Annotated in this window: 14 protein-coding genes; 1 reads left to right on the top strand and 13 read right to left on the bottom strand. The window is 68.7% G+C overall.

Features of this window, described 5'->3' with window-relative positions:
• Positions 1–173 precede the first annotated feature (173 nt).
• From putP to KOL93_RS04805, 6 genes are all read right to left on the bottom strand, one after another.
• Entirely contained in the window at positions 174–1703 is a 1530-nt protein-coding gene (putP, locus tag KOL93_RS04830) for a sodium/proline symporter PutP (RefSeq protein WP_221584200.1), read from the bottom strand.
• Positions 1704–1893: 190 nt separating this feature from the next.
• The gene (gene ligA, locus KOL93_RS04825) at positions 1894–4278 is read right to left on the bottom strand and encodes an NAD-dependent DNA ligase LigA (RefSeq protein ID WP_221584198.1); all 2385 of its coding nucleotides are present in this window, start codon (positions 4276–4278) and stop codon (positions 1894–1896) included.
• Positions 4279–4316: 38 nt separating this feature from the next.
• The gene (gene mnmA / locus KOL93_RS04820) at positions 4317–5420 is read right to left on the bottom strand and encodes a tRNA 2-thiouridine(34) synthase MnmA (RefSeq protein WP_221584197.1); all 1104 of its coding nucleotides are present in this window, start codon (positions 5418–5420) and stop codon (positions 4317–4319) included.
• Positions 5421–5462: 42 nt separating this feature from the next.
• The gene (locus KOL93_RS04815) at positions 5463–6623 is read right to left on the bottom strand and encodes a cysteine desulfurase family protein (protein WP_221584196.1); all 1161 of its coding nucleotides are present in this window, start codon (positions 6621–6623) and stop codon (positions 5463–5465) included.
• Positions 6624–6635: 12 nt separating this feature from the next.
• Complete coding sequence (locus KOL93_RS04810; RefSeq protein ID WP_221584195.1) at positions 6636–7589, bottom strand: tetratricopeptide repeat protein; 954 nt, start codon at positions 7587–7589, stop codon at positions 6636–6638.
• Between the two features lie 39 nt (positions 7590–7628).
• On the bottom strand, positions 7629–9452 hold the full coding sequence (locus KOL93_RS04805) for a glycosyl transferase (RefSeq protein ID WP_221584193.1): 1824 nt from the start codon (positions 9450–9452) through the stop codon (positions 7629–7631).
• A 241-nt stretch (positions 9453–9693) separates the two neighbouring features.
• On the opposite strand from KOL93_RS04805, the gene KOL93_RS04800 reads away from it, so the two are divergent.
• Positions 9694–10743, top strand: coding sequence for an AI-2E family transporter (locus tag KOL93_RS04800; protein WP_221584192.1), 1050 nt, complete (start codon positions 9694–9696; stop codon positions 10741–10743).
• Positions 10744–10767: 24 nt separating this feature from the next.
• On the opposite strand, the gene KOL93_RS04795 is transcribed toward KOL93_RS04800, so the two are convergent.
• From KOL93_RS04795 to pyrH, 7 genes are all read right to left on the bottom strand, one after another.
• On the bottom strand, positions 10768–11484 hold the full coding sequence (locus KOL93_RS04795) for an alpha/beta hydrolase (protein WP_221584191.1): 717 nt from the start codon (positions 11482–11484) through the stop codon (positions 10768–10770).
• A gap of 17 nt (positions 11485–11501) precedes the next feature.
• A complete protein-coding gene (locus KOL93_RS04790) occupies positions 11502–11786 on the bottom strand; it encodes a hypothetical protein (protein ID WP_221584190.1) in 285 nt (94 codons plus the stop codon).
• Between the two features lie 15 nt (positions 11787–11801).
• Entirely contained in the window at positions 11802–12566 is a 765-nt protein-coding gene (locus KOL93_RS04785) for an aggregation-promoting factor C-terminal-like domain-containing protein (RefSeq protein WP_260405934.1), read from the bottom strand.
• A 100-nt stretch (positions 12567–12666) separates the two neighbouring features.
• The gene (locus tag KOL93_RS04780) at positions 12667–13236 is read right to left on the bottom strand and encodes a DivIVA domain-containing protein (protein ID WP_221584189.1); all 570 of its coding nucleotides are present in this window, start codon (positions 13234–13236) and stop codon (positions 12667–12669) included.
• Complete coding sequence (locus tag KOL93_RS04775; RefSeq protein WP_221584188.1) at positions 13233–14144, bottom strand: phosphatidate cytidylyltransferase; 912 nt, start codon at positions 14142–14144, stop codon at positions 13233–13235. The genes KOL93_RS04780 and KOL93_RS04775 overlap by 4 nt, the downstream gene beginning before the upstream one ends.
• Before the next feature lie 86 nt (positions 14145–14230).
• Complete coding sequence (gene frr, locus KOL93_RS04770) at positions 14231–14785, bottom strand: ribosome recycling factor (protein ID WP_221584187.1); 555 nt, start codon at positions 14783–14785, stop codon at positions 14231–14233.
• Positions 14786–14870: 85 nt separating this feature from the next.
• Positions 14871–15590: a UMP kinase gene (gene pyrH, locus KOL93_RS04765; protein WP_221584516.1), complete on the bottom strand. Its 720-nt coding sequence runs from the start codon at positions 15588–15590 to the stop codon at positions 14871–14873.
• Positions 15591–15704 lie beyond the last annotated feature (114 nt).

Raw genomic sequence — 15704 nt, 5'->3', positions numbered from 1 at the left:
GTTCGGAACCACTCTCGTGGCCGGCGATGAGACTCATGTGGCCCGTTCATGAGGGCGGGTTTATGAAGTGTTCATCTTTCTTACGTTCGCCTCTGCCGCCGGGACACACCACGACGCCCCCATCGAGCCGGAGCTCGATGGGGGCGTCGTGGTGCTGTGTGAGACGGACGCGATCAGTTCGTCGCGGGCTTCTTCTGGAGGCCCTGGATGACGATCGAGCCGGTGTCGGTGAACTCCTGCTGGATCTCCTTGTCATCCGTCGTGTCGGCCTTGTACGTGGCGAGGCTGACGATGACGGCGAGCAGGACGTTGATCAGGAAGCCGGGGAGGATCTCGTAGAGATCGAAGATCCCGCCCGTGAGGTACCTGCCCCAGACCCACGCCGTCACGGCGCCGGCGATCATGCCGACGATCGCGCCGGCCGCCGTGAGCTTGCGCCAGTACAGCGACAGCAGCACGATCGGACCGAACGCGGCACCGAACCCTGCCCACGCGAATCCGACGAGCTCGAGCACGGATGCCTCGGAGTCGAACGCGATCACGATCGCGATGACGGCGATGAGGAGAACAGCCGCGCGGCCGAGCCACACGAGCACCTTCTCGCCGACATCCTTCTTGAGGACGATGCGTGCGATGTCCTCGATGAGCGCCGACGACGACACGATGAGCTGGCTCGAGATCGTCGACATGATCGCGGCGAGGACCGCTGCGAGCACGAGACCGGCGATGAGCGGGTGCATCAGGTTCTGCGCGAGCACGAGGACGACCGTTTCGGGGTCGGCCAGCTCGATGCCGTTGATGTCGAACCAGGCGATGCCGATGAGCCCCGTGAGGACCGTGCCGATCAGCGACAGGATCATCCAGCCCATGCCGATGCGGCGGGCCGCCTTGACGTCGCGCGTCGAGCGCAGCGCCATGAAGCGGACGATGATGTGGGGCTGACCGAAGTAGCCGAGGCCCCACGCCAGCGACGAGATGATGCCGAGGATGGTTGCGCCCGTGATCCCGGCGCCGAACCAGTTGAGGTTCTCCGCGCCCACGGTCGTGATGCCCTGGCTCACGGCGGCGATGTCGCCGATCGAGATGACCGCGAGCACGGGGACGATGAGCAGAGCGGCGAAGATCATGATGCCCTGCACGAAGTCGGTGTACGTCGCGCCGAGGAAGCCGCCGAACAGCGTGTACAGCAGCGTCACCCCGCCGACGAGCAGCATTCCCGTGAGGTAGTCGCCGTCGAACGAGCTCTCGAAGTACTTGCCTCCCGCGACCATTCCGCTCGAGACGTAGAGCGTGAAGAAGACGAGGATGACGACGCCGGCGACGACGCGCAGCACGTGCGACTTGTCGCGCAGACGGTTCTCGAAGAAGCTCGGCACCGTGATCGAGTTTCTGGCGACCTCGGTGTACGCGCGCAGGCGAGGCGCGACGAGCTTCCAGTTCAGGTACGCGCCGATCGTGAGACCGATCGCAATCCAGGCCTCGATGAGCCCGGTCGCGTAGATCGCACCCGGAAGACCCATGACGAGCCAGCCGGACATGTCGGATGCGCCGGCGCTGAGCGCGGCGACGGCCGGCGGCAGGCTGCGCCCGCCGAGCATGTAGTCTTCGTGGTTCTTCGTCTTCAGCGTCGCATAGACGCCGATGCCGATCATGGCGGCGAAATAGACGACGAGCGCGATGATGAAAAATGTATGTTGTGACATCTCTTGGTGCTCCTCCGCTCCGTTGAGCAGCGCACACCGTAACCGTGTGCCGCCGCCCTGCGCCAACTCGCGTTCGCGCGGAGTTCTTGTTATATGTGTGCGCGCTGAATACGCGAAACGTCCGCGCTAACGTATCGACGCGCCCTCTGCCCACGCAAGCGAATCAGGTGGATCGCGCGTATCGATCGCGTCACATGCTGATCGCGCCGGGACCCTCCGTGACGAGCAGATGGAACTGGGCGGCGTCGAGGATCGGAACACCCAGATCTTCCGCTTTGGCGAGCTTCGACCCCGCGCCGGGCCCCGCGGCGACGAAGTCGGTCTTCTTGCTGACGCTCGATGCGGCCTTGCCGCCGGCCTGGATGATGGCCTCCTTCGCGCCGTCGCGCGAGTAGCCCTCGAGCGTGCCCGTCGCGACGATGGTCAGCCCATCGAGCACCCCGCCGGTCTCGGAAGCCTGCCCCGGACCGGGATGACCGGGGATGTGGAACGAGACGCCCGCCTCCTGCCAGCGGTCGACGATGTGGCGGTGCCAGGAGACGTCGAACCAGTCGAGGAGCGACTGACCGATCGTCTCCCCCACGCCGTCGACGGCCGCGAGGTCCTCGAGCGACGCCGCGCGGATCGCGTCGAGGGAGCCGAAGTGCTGCGCCAGGGCGCGCGCGGCGACCGGGCCGACATGACGCACGTTGAGTGCGACCAGCTGTCGCCAGAAGTCCTTCGTCTTGGCCTTCTCGAGCTCGTCGAGCAGCTTGATCGCCTGCGCCGAGACGATGTGCACCTCGTCGCCGTCGAACGGGCCCTCGGGGTCGAACGCGGGGTCGGTCTCTCTGCTCGTGAGCTTGCGCTGGCGCCGGAAGGGGGCACGCGGCTTGACCCTGCCGGACGCATCCTCCCGCGGCTGGCCGGTCTCGGGGTCGCGCACGACGACGTCGATCGGGAACAGGTCTTCCAGCGTGAGATCGAACAGGCCTGCCTCGGTGCGGAGCACCGGTGCTCGCTTCTCGCCCGTCTCCGCCGTCTGCGAGGGCTGTGTGAGGGCGGCCGCCGTCACCTCACCCAGAGCCTCGATGTCGAGCGCCCCGCGCGAACCGATGTGCTCGACGCGCCCCCGCACCTGCGCGGGGCAGTCTTCGCCGTTGGGACAGCGCAGGTCGATGTCGCCGTCTTTCATGGCGCGGAGCTCGGTGCCGCACTCGGGACAGCTCTCCGGCATGACGAACGCGCGCTCGGAGCCGTCGCGCAGCTCGACGACGGGACCGAGGATCTCGGGGATCACGTCGCCGGCTTTCCGCAGAACGACCATGTCGCCGATGAGCACGCCCTTGTGCGCCACGACCTCCTGGTTGTGGAGCGTGGCCTGGCGCACGACGCTGCCGGCGACCAGCTTGGGCTCCATCACCGCGTACGGCGTCGCGCGACCCGTTCGACCGACGCCCACGCGGATGTCGAGGAGTCGCGTCTGGACCTCCTCCGGCGGATACTTGTAGGCGATCGCCCAGCGCGGAGCGCGGCTCGTGGCGCCGAGCTCGTCGTGCAGCGTCAGCTCGTCGACCTTCACGACGATGCCGTCGAGCTCGTGCTCCACCGAGTGGCGGTTCTCACCGTAGTGCGCGACGAAGGCCAGCACGTCGTCGATGCCGTCGCAGACCTTCAGATGCGGGCTCGTCGAAAGGCCCCACGCGCTGAGGAGCTCATACACCTCACTCTGCGCCTCGACGGGAGGCGAAGGCCACGCGCCGATGCCGTGGACATAGAGGCGCAGCGACTTCAGGCGCCGCGTGCCCGACTCGAGCTCGAGCCCCGACTTCTTCTCCAGCTGCTGTCGGAGCCCGCCGCTCGCGGCGTTGCGCGGATTCGCGAACGCGGGGAACCGGCGCTCAGCGGCCTGGCGCTGCTTCTCCTCGTCGAACGGCTTCTTCGATCGACTGCGCACCTGCTCCCAGCGCTCGCGCGCCTCGGCGAACGCTCGTTCGCGGAGGGAAGACTGCAGGGCGTTGAGCTCGTGGAACTGCTCGACCGGGATGAACACCTCTCCGCGCACCTCGACGATCTCGGGGTGACCATCGCCCGAGAGCCGGTCGGGGATCCCGGCGACGCGGAGCGCGTTCTCCGTCACGATCTCGCCGATGCGACCGTCGCCGCGGGTCGCCGCGGAGGTGAGCACGCCGTTCTCGTATCGCAGGCTGATCGCGAGGCCGTCGATCTTCAGCTCGGTGAGCCAGCGCACATCGCGGCCCGCCGCGTCTGCCGTCTTCACGCACCAGTCGCGGAGCTCGTCGGGCGAGAAGACGTTGTCGAGACTGAGCATGCGCTCGGCGTGCTCGATCGTGTCGAGGTCGGTCTGGTCGGCGGCGGGAACGCTCTGCGTCGGCGAATCCTGACTCCGCAGCAACGGGAACGCCGTCTCGAGCTGCTCGAGACGCCGCACCCACACGTCGTATGTCGCGTCGTCGACGACGGAGCGATCGTCACCGTAGTAGGCCTCGCGCGCGTCGGTGATGCGCTGTGTGAGGTCATCGACCTCGGCGCGCGCGGCGTCGAGAGAGAGCGAGGAGGCGGCGTCGTCAGTCACACGTCGAGTCTAGATTCGACCTCTGACAAACGAAGGGGTCACGCCGGGACGGGCGCGGCGCTCACTGTGCGATCGATCGTGCACTGCCCGAGCACGCGCGTGCCGACGTACACGACGGCGGTCTGCCCCGTCGCGACGCCGTCGAGCGGCTCATCGGGAGTGACCACGAGGGCCCCGTCCGCGACGCGAGCGACGGCGGGAACCGGATCTGCGTGCGCGCGGATCTGCACCTCGCACGCGAACGGGGACGCCGGATCCGGCGGTGCCGCCCCCGCCCAGGTGTAGCGCTCCCCCGCGATCTCGGCGATCGCGAGCGCCTCTTTGGGGCCGACGACCACCTGGTTGGTCACGGGGCGCACCTCGAGGACGAAGCGCGGCTTGCCGTCGGGCGCCGGCCGACCGATTCGCAGCCCACGACGCTGTCCGACCGTGAACGCGTGCGCGCCCTCGTGCGATCCGATCGTCTCGCCGGAGCGGTCCAGGATCTCTCCGGACTCCGCCCCGACCTTCTCTGCCAGATAGCCGCGGGTGTCGCCGTCGGGGATGAAGCAGATGTCGTAGCTGTCCGGCTTCTTCGCCACTGAGAACCCGCGGGCCGCGGCCTCCTCGCGCACGAGATCCTTCGACGGGGTGTCCCCGAGAGGGAAGTAGGTGTGCGCGAGCTGCTCGGCCGTGAGCACACCGAGCACATACGACTGATCCTTCGCCTGTTCGCTCGAACGGTGCAGCTCGAGCCCCTCCGGGCTGTCGACGAGCGTCGCGTAGTGACCTGTGCAGATCGCGTCGAAGCCGAGTTCGATCGCGCGCTCGAGCAGCGCCGCGAACTTGATCTTCTCGTTGCACCGCATGCACGGATTGGGCGTGCGTCCCGCCCGGTACTCGCTGATGAAGTCGTCGATGACGTCGTCGCGGAAGCGCTCCGAGAAGTCCCAGACGTAGAACGGGATCCCCAGCCTGTCCGCGACGCGGCGGGCGTCCATCGCGTCCTCGACCGTGCAGCACCCCCTGCTCCCGGTGCGCAGCGTGCCGCCCGCACGCGACAGGGCGAGGTGCACGCCCACGACCTCATGGCCCGCATCGACCGCACGGGCGGCCGCCACCGCGGAGTCGACTCCCCCGCTCATCGCCGCAAGAACACGCATGCCGCGAGTGTAGAACGTGCGACTGACCGGGAGGTGCGCGGATCAGTTCGAGACGAGACGCGCGTACGCGTCGAGGATGGCGCCTGCGGCCCGGTCGATGTCGTCCGCCGTCGTGTCACGGCCCATCGAGAGGCGCAGCACCTCCCGCGGCGCGCGATCCCCCAGGCCCATCGCGGCGACGACGTGCGAGGCCTCTGTGACGCCCGCCTGGCATGCGGATCCCGTGGACGCCGAGACCCGGGCCATGTCGAGCAGGTACAGGACCGATTCACCGGGTGCGCCCGGCAGATGCAGGTGCACGTTCGATGCGAGGCGATCCGCCGGGTCTCCGAGCAGTCGGATGCGCGGTTCGATCCGCAGCGCGCCGAGGAGGCGCGCGCGCAGACCTGCGAGGCGCGCGGCCTCTCCCTCGCGTTCGGCCTCCGCGAGCTCGACGGCGACGGCCAGCGCGGCCGCGCCCGCGACGTCCTGCGTCCCCGCGCGGAGCGCGCGCTGCTGGCCGCCCCCGTGGATGAGCGGCGTCGGCGCGGCGTCACGCGACACGATGAGGGCCCCGGTTCCGACGGGCGCACCGACCTTGTGCCCACTGAGGCTCAATGCGACGAGTCCGCATGCCCCCGACGCGTCGCCGCGCCAGGGGCGGAATCGCACGGGCACATGCCCCTGGGCGGCGATGGCGTCGAGGTGCAGGGGGACGCCCGCGTCCGCCGCAGCCGCCGCCAGTCCCGCCGCATCATTGATGGTTCCCACCTCGTTGTTCGCGACGAGCGCCGTCGCGACGGCGACGCGATCGCCGAGGGCTGCTCGGAAGGCCGGCACCGGGATCCGCGCCAGCTCGTCGATCGCGACGCGATCCACACGCGCCCCCTGCGCGTCGCGCAGCCACTCGACGGCGTCGAGCGTCGCATGGTGCTCGCCGTCGGGCAGGACGACGGAGTCGGACCCCGCGTTCCGGTTCCACCAGAGTCCCTTGAGCGCGAGGTTGACCGCCTCGGTCCCGCCGGACGTGAAGACGATCTCCAGCGGATGGCAGTCGAGAACGGCGGCGAGCCGCTCCCTGGCGTCCTCGAGCAGGCGCCGCGCCCGCTGCCCATCTGCGTGGACGGACGACGCGTTGCCCGTCATCTGCGCCGACAGCCATGCCTCACGCGCCTCCGCCCGCACAGGAGTCGTCGCCGCGTGATCGAGATAGGTCGTGTCCACGGCCCCGCGCGATCAGAACAGCAGGCTGGTGAGGCGCGTGCGCGCCGAGATGACGCGAGGGTCCGCCTGTCCGACGACGCCGAAGTACTCCACGAGGCGGTCCTTCACCGACGTCCGCGCGTCGCCCGCGAGGCGCGCGAACAGATCGAGGAGTCGATCGAACGCGTCGTCGACGTGGCCACCCGCGACATCGAGGTCGGCAACCTGCAGCTGCGCGGCGACGTCGTCGGGCGCGTCGGCGGCCGCCTGTCGCGCCGCGTGCAGGTCGACGCCGTCGACGCGATTGAGCAGACGCACCTGGCCGAGGCCGGCCTGCGCCTCTTCATCGCGTGGGTTCGCCTTCAGCGCCTTCTCGTACGCCGCGATCGCCGCCACGTAGTCGCCGCGCTGGATCGCGTCGAACGCCTCCTGGTGCAGCGGCGGCAGCGGCTTCTCCTGCGGATCGTCCGTCGCGGGCTCGTCGGCCACGTCGAGCGTGCCCGTCACCCCCGCGTTCTCGGCGAGCTGGAGGATCTGGTCGAACACGTCGCGGACCTGCTGCTCCGTGTACTCCTGCTCGGGGAACGGCACAGGACGCTGACCGATCACGCCGACCGTCATGGGCCAGCCGTTCTGCTGGAACATCTGCGCGACCTGCGGGGCGCGCGTGGCGTCGACGCGCGCGAGGATCAGCCGACCGCCGTAGGTCCGCGTGACCGTCTCGAAGACGGAGCCCTGCGACACCGTCTCCGGAACCTGATCCGCCCACAGCTGGACGACGACGGGATACGTCGCCGACAGCTCCATGATGTGACCGAAGCTCTGGTCATCGACGTGCATCACGACGTCGGGCGCGGATCCGGCCGCATTCTGCTGCCCCGGCTGGGGGGCACCCGGCGCGCCCGCGCCAGGAGAGGCGGGGCGGTTGCGAAGCGAGGACAGATCGACGGCTCCGCGAAGCGCGGATCCGAGTGAGGCGTCAGACATCGATCACCTTTCGAAGAACGTGGACGAACGAGAGAGCTTCTATTCTCCCTCGGATTCCGGAAGGAGCTCCGATCCGACGAGCGCGTACGAGTATCCGAGAAGCTCGATCGGCTCCTCCGAGGCCTTCGCAGGCACGAAGAAGAACAGCTCGCTCTGGTAGTTCGTCGTGAGCCCCGTCGCCGTCTCCTCTTCCCCGATGAAGTGCTGCACCTGCGGCGCCTCGGGGACCTTGATCACGCCGTCCGTGTTCGTCGGCTTCAGCGTCTCGGAGTCGTCGAGCGACACCGCGACGATCGCGCCGCTGTCGAACGTCGCGAGCGACACCGGATCCGAATCTCCCGCGCTCTCGTCGAACGTGATCTCCGCCGTTCCTTCGGCCGTCTCGTTGAACGCGTCTCGCGTCGTCCGCCGCTTCTCGGAGAGAGCCTCGCGGAACGCGTCGGACTCGAGATCGAAGAGCTCGGCGTACTCGCTGTCCTCGCCCTTTCCGATGATGTCGGCGTACGTCGACGCGAGATCCTCGGGTGCGACCTGCAGGAACGACGAGTCCGGCGGCACGAGGGCCGCACCGAGCCAGGCCGGTGCGAGCTCGGGCAGCTCGACGCCCGCGCTGATCGAGGCCATGTACGAGACCTTGTAGGTCTCCCACGGGCTCGACTGCGTCATCGTGAGGATCGTCGGCGTGTCTTCCGACGCCTCGTCTCCCACGACGACGAGCGCGGTGCGGGGCCAGCCATCGTTCGCCTGGGGCAGGAGCACGCTCACCGGGCCCTTCGGCACAGCGGGCGGCGCCGGATAGTCCTCGACGTCGCTACGGATGTCGTACGCCACCTCGCGCATGCCGAGGGCTGCGCCTTCCATGCGCTTCTCGGCGAGCTCGACGTCGTTGTTCTCGTCGGCGTCCTTCATCGTCTGCGACATGCTCGCGATGATGCGGTCAGCCTGGGCATCCGTGATGGCAGGGGTCTGCTTCTCGGCGGGCTCGGTCGTCTCGACGGTCGGGGTCGGCGTCGGGGTCGCGCCGAACTCGGGCCAGGCCGACGGCGAGCACCCCGCAAGAAGAGCACCGGAGACGACGAAGGCGGGCACGACGAACAGCGCGCGACGTCGCGTGCGCTTCGCGCCCTTCGTGTCCTGTTCGCCTCCGTCATCATGCCTGTCGTCGGACTCGGCGGTCGGAGCGGCGTCGAGCTGCTTCTGCTCCGACACGTCGACAGGCGCGGTCGGAGGCAGCTTCGGCCCCTTGCGACGCGGTCCTCGGCGGCGGCGCAGGTGCAAGAATCCGGCGACCCACAAGATCAGGCCGACGAGGAGCGCCACGCAGCCGGCCGCGATCAGCGGCCCGGCCCACGGAGTGGTCACCTCGGTGTCCCACGACACCGTGACGTCGGCGGGCGCCGGCCTGCTGCCGGTCGTCGAGAGCAGGATGCTCATGCCATCGGGCAGTGTGAGAGACGTCTCGAGCTCGCCCTCGGCGGTCATCTCCTCGACCCACAGGTCGGAGGCTCGCGGGTTCCACCACACGCGCTCGCCGGTTTCGGCGAACTCGCCGGTCGCCTCCTCCACCGCGAGGTCGACGCGCGATGCATCCTCTTCGACCTCGCTCTCGTCGAGGAGTGTCGCGTGGTTGTAGCTCGTGTCCGACAACCACGCCTGCATGTCCGAGGTGCGGCCGTAGGCCGCGAAGATCTCCTCGTCGGAGCCCGAGATCGTCAGCGTCTGCTGACCCGGGTGCTCACGGAGCACCTCGGCGTCGATGACGATGTACGGGAGCTCCTCGTCGACAGGCTCGATGGTGCTCGTGATGGTGTCGGCTCCGCGCAGCACTGTCAGCTGCGCCACACCGGCCCCGATCAATCCCACGGCCGCCAGAAAAGCGACCACAGCCCACACAAATCGCACGGATAAATCTCCTCGCTCACGCGCCGAAGGCGGGTCTCTCCGGCGCCACAGACGTCCCAGACTAACGACGCGACCTGGGAGAAGTGGCAGTCCCGACGGATCCTGCGCACATCCGCGTGCTGCTCTCAGCGCGCGCACAGAGGCGAGTACGCTCCATTCAGGCACTCCGGACCCGATGCGCCGCCCCTCCACCGGGAGACACATGAAGATCCACAACCCGTTCCGTCTGGGATTCCTCGCGACCCTCGGCGTGGGTCTCGCGTTCATCCTCCTGCAGAGCATCTCGAGCCTGTCGACGGTGCTGCTCTACATCGGCACGGCGCTGTTCCTCTCCCTGGGTCTCGATCCGGTCGTCTCATGGCTGGAGCGCCGGAGGTTCCCGCGCTGGGCGGCGGTTGTCACGGCGATCATCGGCGTGCTCGCCGCATTCACGGGGATCCTCCTCATCGTGATCCCCGTGCTGATCGAGCAGATCTCCCAGCTGGTCACGCGCGTGACCTTCATGCTCAATCGCTCCGGGTGGCAGACCGACTTCGAGGTGTGGATCGGCGACACCTTCCCGAACCTCGACGTCCCCGTCGTCTTCGATGCCGTGAACGACTGGCTCACGTCCAACCTGTTCTCCATCACCGAGAACCTCGTGAGTGTGACGGTCGGCGTCGCGAATGGGATGTTCGGCGCGCTCATCATCCTCATCCTGACGATCTACCTCACCGCGTCGACGCCGTCGCTCAAGAGCGCGATCTACCAGATCGTCCCCGCCTCGCGCCGTGCGGGCTTCACGCACATCGCCGAGCAGATCACCGACTCCGTCGGCTACTACGTCATGGGTCAGGTCACGCTCGCCGCCATCAACGGCGTGCTGAGCGCCATCATGCTGTCGATCATCGGCGCGCCGTTCCCGATGGTGCTCGCCGTCATCGCCTTCCTCGGGTCGATGATCCCGCTCGTCGGAACGGTCACGGGATCCACGATCATCGTGCTCGTGTGCCTCCTGCCCAACGTCGGCGACACGACGACCGCCCTCATCGCCGGCATCTACTACCTCGTCTACATGCAGCTCGAGGCGTACGTGTTCTCGCCGCGCATCATGAGCCGCGCGGTCTCGGTACCCGGCGGCGTCGTGGTCATCGCCGCGCTCTCGGGCGGTGCGCTGCTCGGGCTCCTCGGCGCGCTCATCGCGATCCCGGTCGCGGCGAGCATCCTCATCGTCTACCGGCAGGTGCTCATCCCGCGCATGAACGCGCGCTGAGCGGCTGAGAGAGGCGCGGCCGCCTCAGTCGGCGTCGGGCCACTCGGCGGGCAGCGGAAGCGCGGCAGGATTCACGGCGCGCACGATCTCGTCGAGCACGCGCGACGTCTGCTTCTCGCCCACCCAGAGGTGCTTGCCGTCCTCGACCTCGATCAGCACCGTGCGGGGTGCGACGGCGAACTTCTCACGCGCCTCGGGCGGCCGGAGGAAGTCATCGTGTTCGGGGATGAGGGCGATCAGAGGACGCGTATCGTGGGCCCAGTCGGCGAGCTCCTCTTGCGACGTGCGGTGCAGCGGCGGCGAGAGCAGGATGGCGCCCTGCACCGGGTGCGAGCGGCCGTACTTCAGCGTGAGCTCGGTGCCGAACGACCAGCCGACGAGCCATGGGTTCGGCAGGCCGCGATCGGCCACGAAGCGCATCGCCGCAGCGACGTCGGCCACCTCTGCCACGCCGTCGCCGAACTCGCCCTCGCTCGTGCCGCGAGGTGAGCTCGTCCCGCGCGTGTTGAACCGGAGCACGGCCAGGTCCGCGAGCGCCGGCAGACGCGCCGCCGCCTTGCGGATGATGTGCGAGTCCATGAACCCGCCGTGTGTCGGCAGCGGGTGCAGCGTCACCAGCGTGGCGACGGGATCTCTGTCGGCCGGCAGCGCGAGCTCGCCCACCAGCGTGAGCCCGTCGTCCGTGCGCAGCTCGATGTCCTCGCGCCGTGCGGGAAGCACGGCCGCTCCGCGAATCTCCACTCTCGTCCAGCTCCTCGTCAGTAGATGTTCCAGCAGTGCGAGTGCCAGTGACGGCGCGCGGCGAGATCGGCCTGTGCGCCGAGCACACCGTCTTCGCGCCACGTCACGACATGCGCGACGCCCGGCTCGATGGTGCGCGAGCACCCCGGGCAGGCGTACTCCTTGTCGGAGCGGCCCGGCCCCATGGGCTGAACGGACCACTCGTACCCGCGTTTGAACTCCGTGCGGCGCCACCCCGAGAGGAGGCGCTCGAAGGAGGCGTCAGACGAGCGGTGCGAAGGACGGCGACGTGAGCGACCCATCGGGAGGCGTCGCCCCTACCACCAGTGGTTGGTGGACCAGAACGCGTAGGCCGCTTCCCAGCTGCCGTATCGTCCGACGGCGTAGCCGTTGCCCCAGCTCAGATTGTCGACCGGGTTGTAGCCGTTTCCGGGCACCTTGCTGCACGGCAGAGCCTGCACGAGGCCGCATGCACCGGACGACGGGTTCGTCGCGTTGGGGTTCCAGCCGCTTTCGCGACTCACGATGAAGTCGACGTACCCCCACTGATCCTCGGGGATGCCGGCAGCTGCCATCCAGTCGGCCGGGACTCCCCCGCCCGTGTACTCGACCGGGTTGTACGGTGCGGGGATCTCGGCGCCCTGGTCGCCCTCATCGGCGGGCTGCTCGTCGGTCGGCTGCTCGGGAGCGGCCACCGGCTGCTCCTCGGGTTCCGGCTCGGGGGTCGGCGTCGGCGTCGGCGTGCGCAGCTCGGCCTCGTACGACACGGTCGAGAGGGCCGCGAGAGACCCGCCCTTCGTCGATGCCGCGAAGATCTGCGCCTCGTCGGCCGCCGTCGCGAAGGACGAGAGCGCGGGATCCTGATTCGCCTGAGCCACCTGAGATCCCACGACGGGCGCGATCGTCGCGGCGAGGAAGCCCGCAGCGGCGAGGCCGCCGAACACGGCCGCCGCCACCCGCTTCGTTCCCGACGACGCGGGAGCCTTCTGCGAACGACGCGCGGACGCCGCGACAGCACGGTTCGTGCGACGCGCGTCGGCGACGGCGGAACGCTCGATTGCTCGCGCCTGGCGGCGAGTCATGGGTCGGTTCTCGTTGTTCGCAGAAGTCACAGTGCTCGCGATTGTACACGGGCTGTTACCCGAATGTGACATCCGGGCGTGTCGATTCGAGATCGCTCGGTCAGCGCACGGCGAGGATGACGCTGACCGCCGCGTCGAGCACTGCGTCGACCTGCTCCTCGCGGTACCCCCCGCGCTGTGCATGGAAGGCCGCCGATCGCAGCTGCTCGACCGTGAGGGGCTCGGCGTGCGAGAAGTATCGCGCGATGCGCGACGTGACCGCGTCGACCTCCGCGACCGAGTACCCGCTGCGGAACCAGCTCACTCGATCGAACCGCTGGCCCGTGGGCCGGCTCATCCGAGCGAGGAGCTCCTGCGCCTCGGCTCGCGCCTGCTCGACCCACGTCTCGGCACCCGCGGCGGCGATCCGCTGATCGCGCTCCCGCTGCGCGAACGCATCTTCGAGCCGCGCGAGCGCGGTGTCGACCGCCTGCACGTCGAAGCCGCCGCGCACGAGAGGAAACGACGCTGTGCGAATGATGTCACTCGACATCGCGGACGACTCGCCTTGGAACGCCGCCCGAGCGGCGGCGAGGAACTCCTCGACGCTCGCCGGCTCGTAGCCACGTGCGCGACGCGGAACGCGCGTGAAGGGCGCCTGCGACGACGTCCCCGTCTTCGTGTCGGTCATGCGGCTCCGAGAGGAGAGAGGAGGTGGAACAACGCGAGGGCGAACACTGCGGACGGGAGGATGCTGTCGAGACGGTCGAGCACCCCTCCGTGCCCGGGGAGCCAGGAGCTCATGTCCTTGAGACCGAGGTCGCGCTTGATCATCGACTCGCCGAGATCGCCCATCGTCGCCGAGCCGACGATGACGAACGCGAAGAGGACGCCCGCCCACCAGGGGATCCCGAGCATGAACTCGCCCGTCAGCGCGCCCGCGACCGCCGAGACGACGACCGCGCCGGCGAAGCCCTCCCAGGTCTTGCCGGGGCTGATGCGCGGCGCGAGCTTGTGCCTGCCGAATGCGAGGCCGGACGCGTAGGCCGCGGTGTCGGCGGCGACGACGACGAGAAGGAACGCGAGCACCCACAGCTCCCCGTCATCCTGTCGAGCCAGAACCAGCGCCGAGCTCGCGAGGAAGGGCACGTACAGCGGGATGAAGCAGCCGACGATGATGTCGCTGAAGATCGAGGCGTAGATGCGGCCATCGCGCGCCGACATCTGGATGAGAACGCGCCACACGATAACGAGCGCGAGCGTCATGAACAGCGATGTCCAATGGACCGCCGAGGGGAACCAGAACGCGGCCGTGATGATGATCACGGTGCCGATCAGCTGCGGGATGATGTCGATCCGACGACCGCGCGCCTGCAGAGCGCGCGCGAACTCGAAGACACCGAGCGCCGCGATGCCCACCGCGAGGATCGCGAAGACCCACTTCACGAACAGCAGCGACGCGAGCACGCCGCCGCCCGCGATCACGCCGACGCCGATCGCCGCGAAGAGATCGCGCCCCGTACGATTCTTGATGCGCTCGTTGGTGGCCTCGAACTGGTCGCGCGCCTGATCGAGGCGATGCTCGAGCTCGTCACGCATGTGCAACGACCGCTCATCAGCGCGCGGCGAAGCGGCGGCAGACGGGTTGTCCTGCCGCTCGTCGCGCTCAGACGCCGCTGCCACCATCAGACCTCGAGAAGCTCGGATTCCTTGTGCTTGAGCGCCTCATCGATCAGGTCGACGTGCTTCTTCGTCAGCGCGTCGAGCTCCTTCTCGCCTCGGGCGATCTCGTCTTCGCCGATCTCGTCCTTCAGCGCGACGAGGTCGTCCTTCACCTGCCGGCGGACTCCGCGCACGCGGACGCGGCCGTCCTCGGCCTTCGCCTTCACGAGCTTGACGTACTCCTTGCGGCGCTCCTCGGTGAGCTCCGGCATCGAGACACGCACGATATTGCCGTCATTCGACGGGTTCGCACCGAGGTTCGGCATGTCGCGGATCGCTTCTTCGATCGCCTTGAGCGCGGATTTGTCGTAGGGCGTCACGACAAGGGTGCGCGCCTCGGGGTTCGCGAGCGAGGCGAGCTGCTGGAGCGGCGTCGGGGTGCCGTAGTAGTCGACCATCACGCGCTGGAAGATCTGCGGATTCGCGCGACCTGTGCGGACGGTGGCGAAGTCCTCCTTCGCCGACTCGACGGCGCGATCCATGCGGTTTTTTGCGTCGGACAGAAGGTCGGCGATCACGGGGACTCCATTCGTCGTTGATGCTCAGATGATTCTATCGGCGCCCGCCCTGCGGGCCGGACGCCGCGGCGTGCGGCGTGCCGAGTCAGCGGGTGACCAGCGTGCCGATGGGCTCGCCGCGCAGCGCGCGGGTGACGTTGCCCGCGGGTTCCATGCCGAACACGCGCATGCTCATGCCGTTGTCCATGCAGAGGCTGAAGGCTGTCGAATCGACGACCTTGAGCCCCTTCACCAGCGCCTCCCCGTACGTCACATGATCGAGCTTCTCCGCCTCTGAGTCCACGCGCGGGTCCGCGGTGTAGACGCCGTCGACGCCGTTTTTGGCGACGAGCACCTCGTCGGCGCGGATCTCGAGGGCGCGCTGCGCCGCGACCGTGTCGGTCGAGAAGTACGGGAGGCCTGCACCGGCACCGAAGATCACGACGCGCCCCTTCTCCATGTGACGCTCGGCGCGTCGCGGGATGTAGGGCTCCGCCACCTGTCGCATCTCGATCGCCGACTGCACGCGCGTCTCGGTGCCCGCCTGTTCGAGGAAGTCCTGCAGAGCGAGCGCGTTCATGACCGTCCCCAGCATGCCCATGTAGTCGGCACGCGAGCGCTCCATGCCGCTCTTCGAGAGCTCTGCTCCGCGGAAGAAGTTCCCGCCTCCGACGACGACCGCGACCTCGACCTCCTGGGCGGCCTCCGCGATCTCGCGGGCGATCTGGCCGACGACGTCGGGAGCGACGCCGATCTGGCCACCGCCGAACGCCTCTCCCGAGAGCTTGAGCAGAACACGGCGGCTGGTGGTGGGGGCGTCGCTGATCACGATGTCTTCTTCCTCTCGGAGGCCTGCAGGCAGTGCCTCCCACGCTAGCGCAGAAGCCGGCGAGACAGCCTGGACGCGCACCCCGGGAACGGCGGAGGGCCCGGACTCCGC

Origin of the sequence: Microbacterium salitolerans, assembly GCF_019720895.1 — a bacterium.
Lineage (GTDB): Bacteria > Actinomycetota > Actinomycetes > Actinomycetales > Microbacteriaceae > Microbacterium.
The sequence above is the reverse complement of the archived record's forward strand: the minus strand, read 5'-3'. Positions and strand labels throughout refer to the sequence as shown.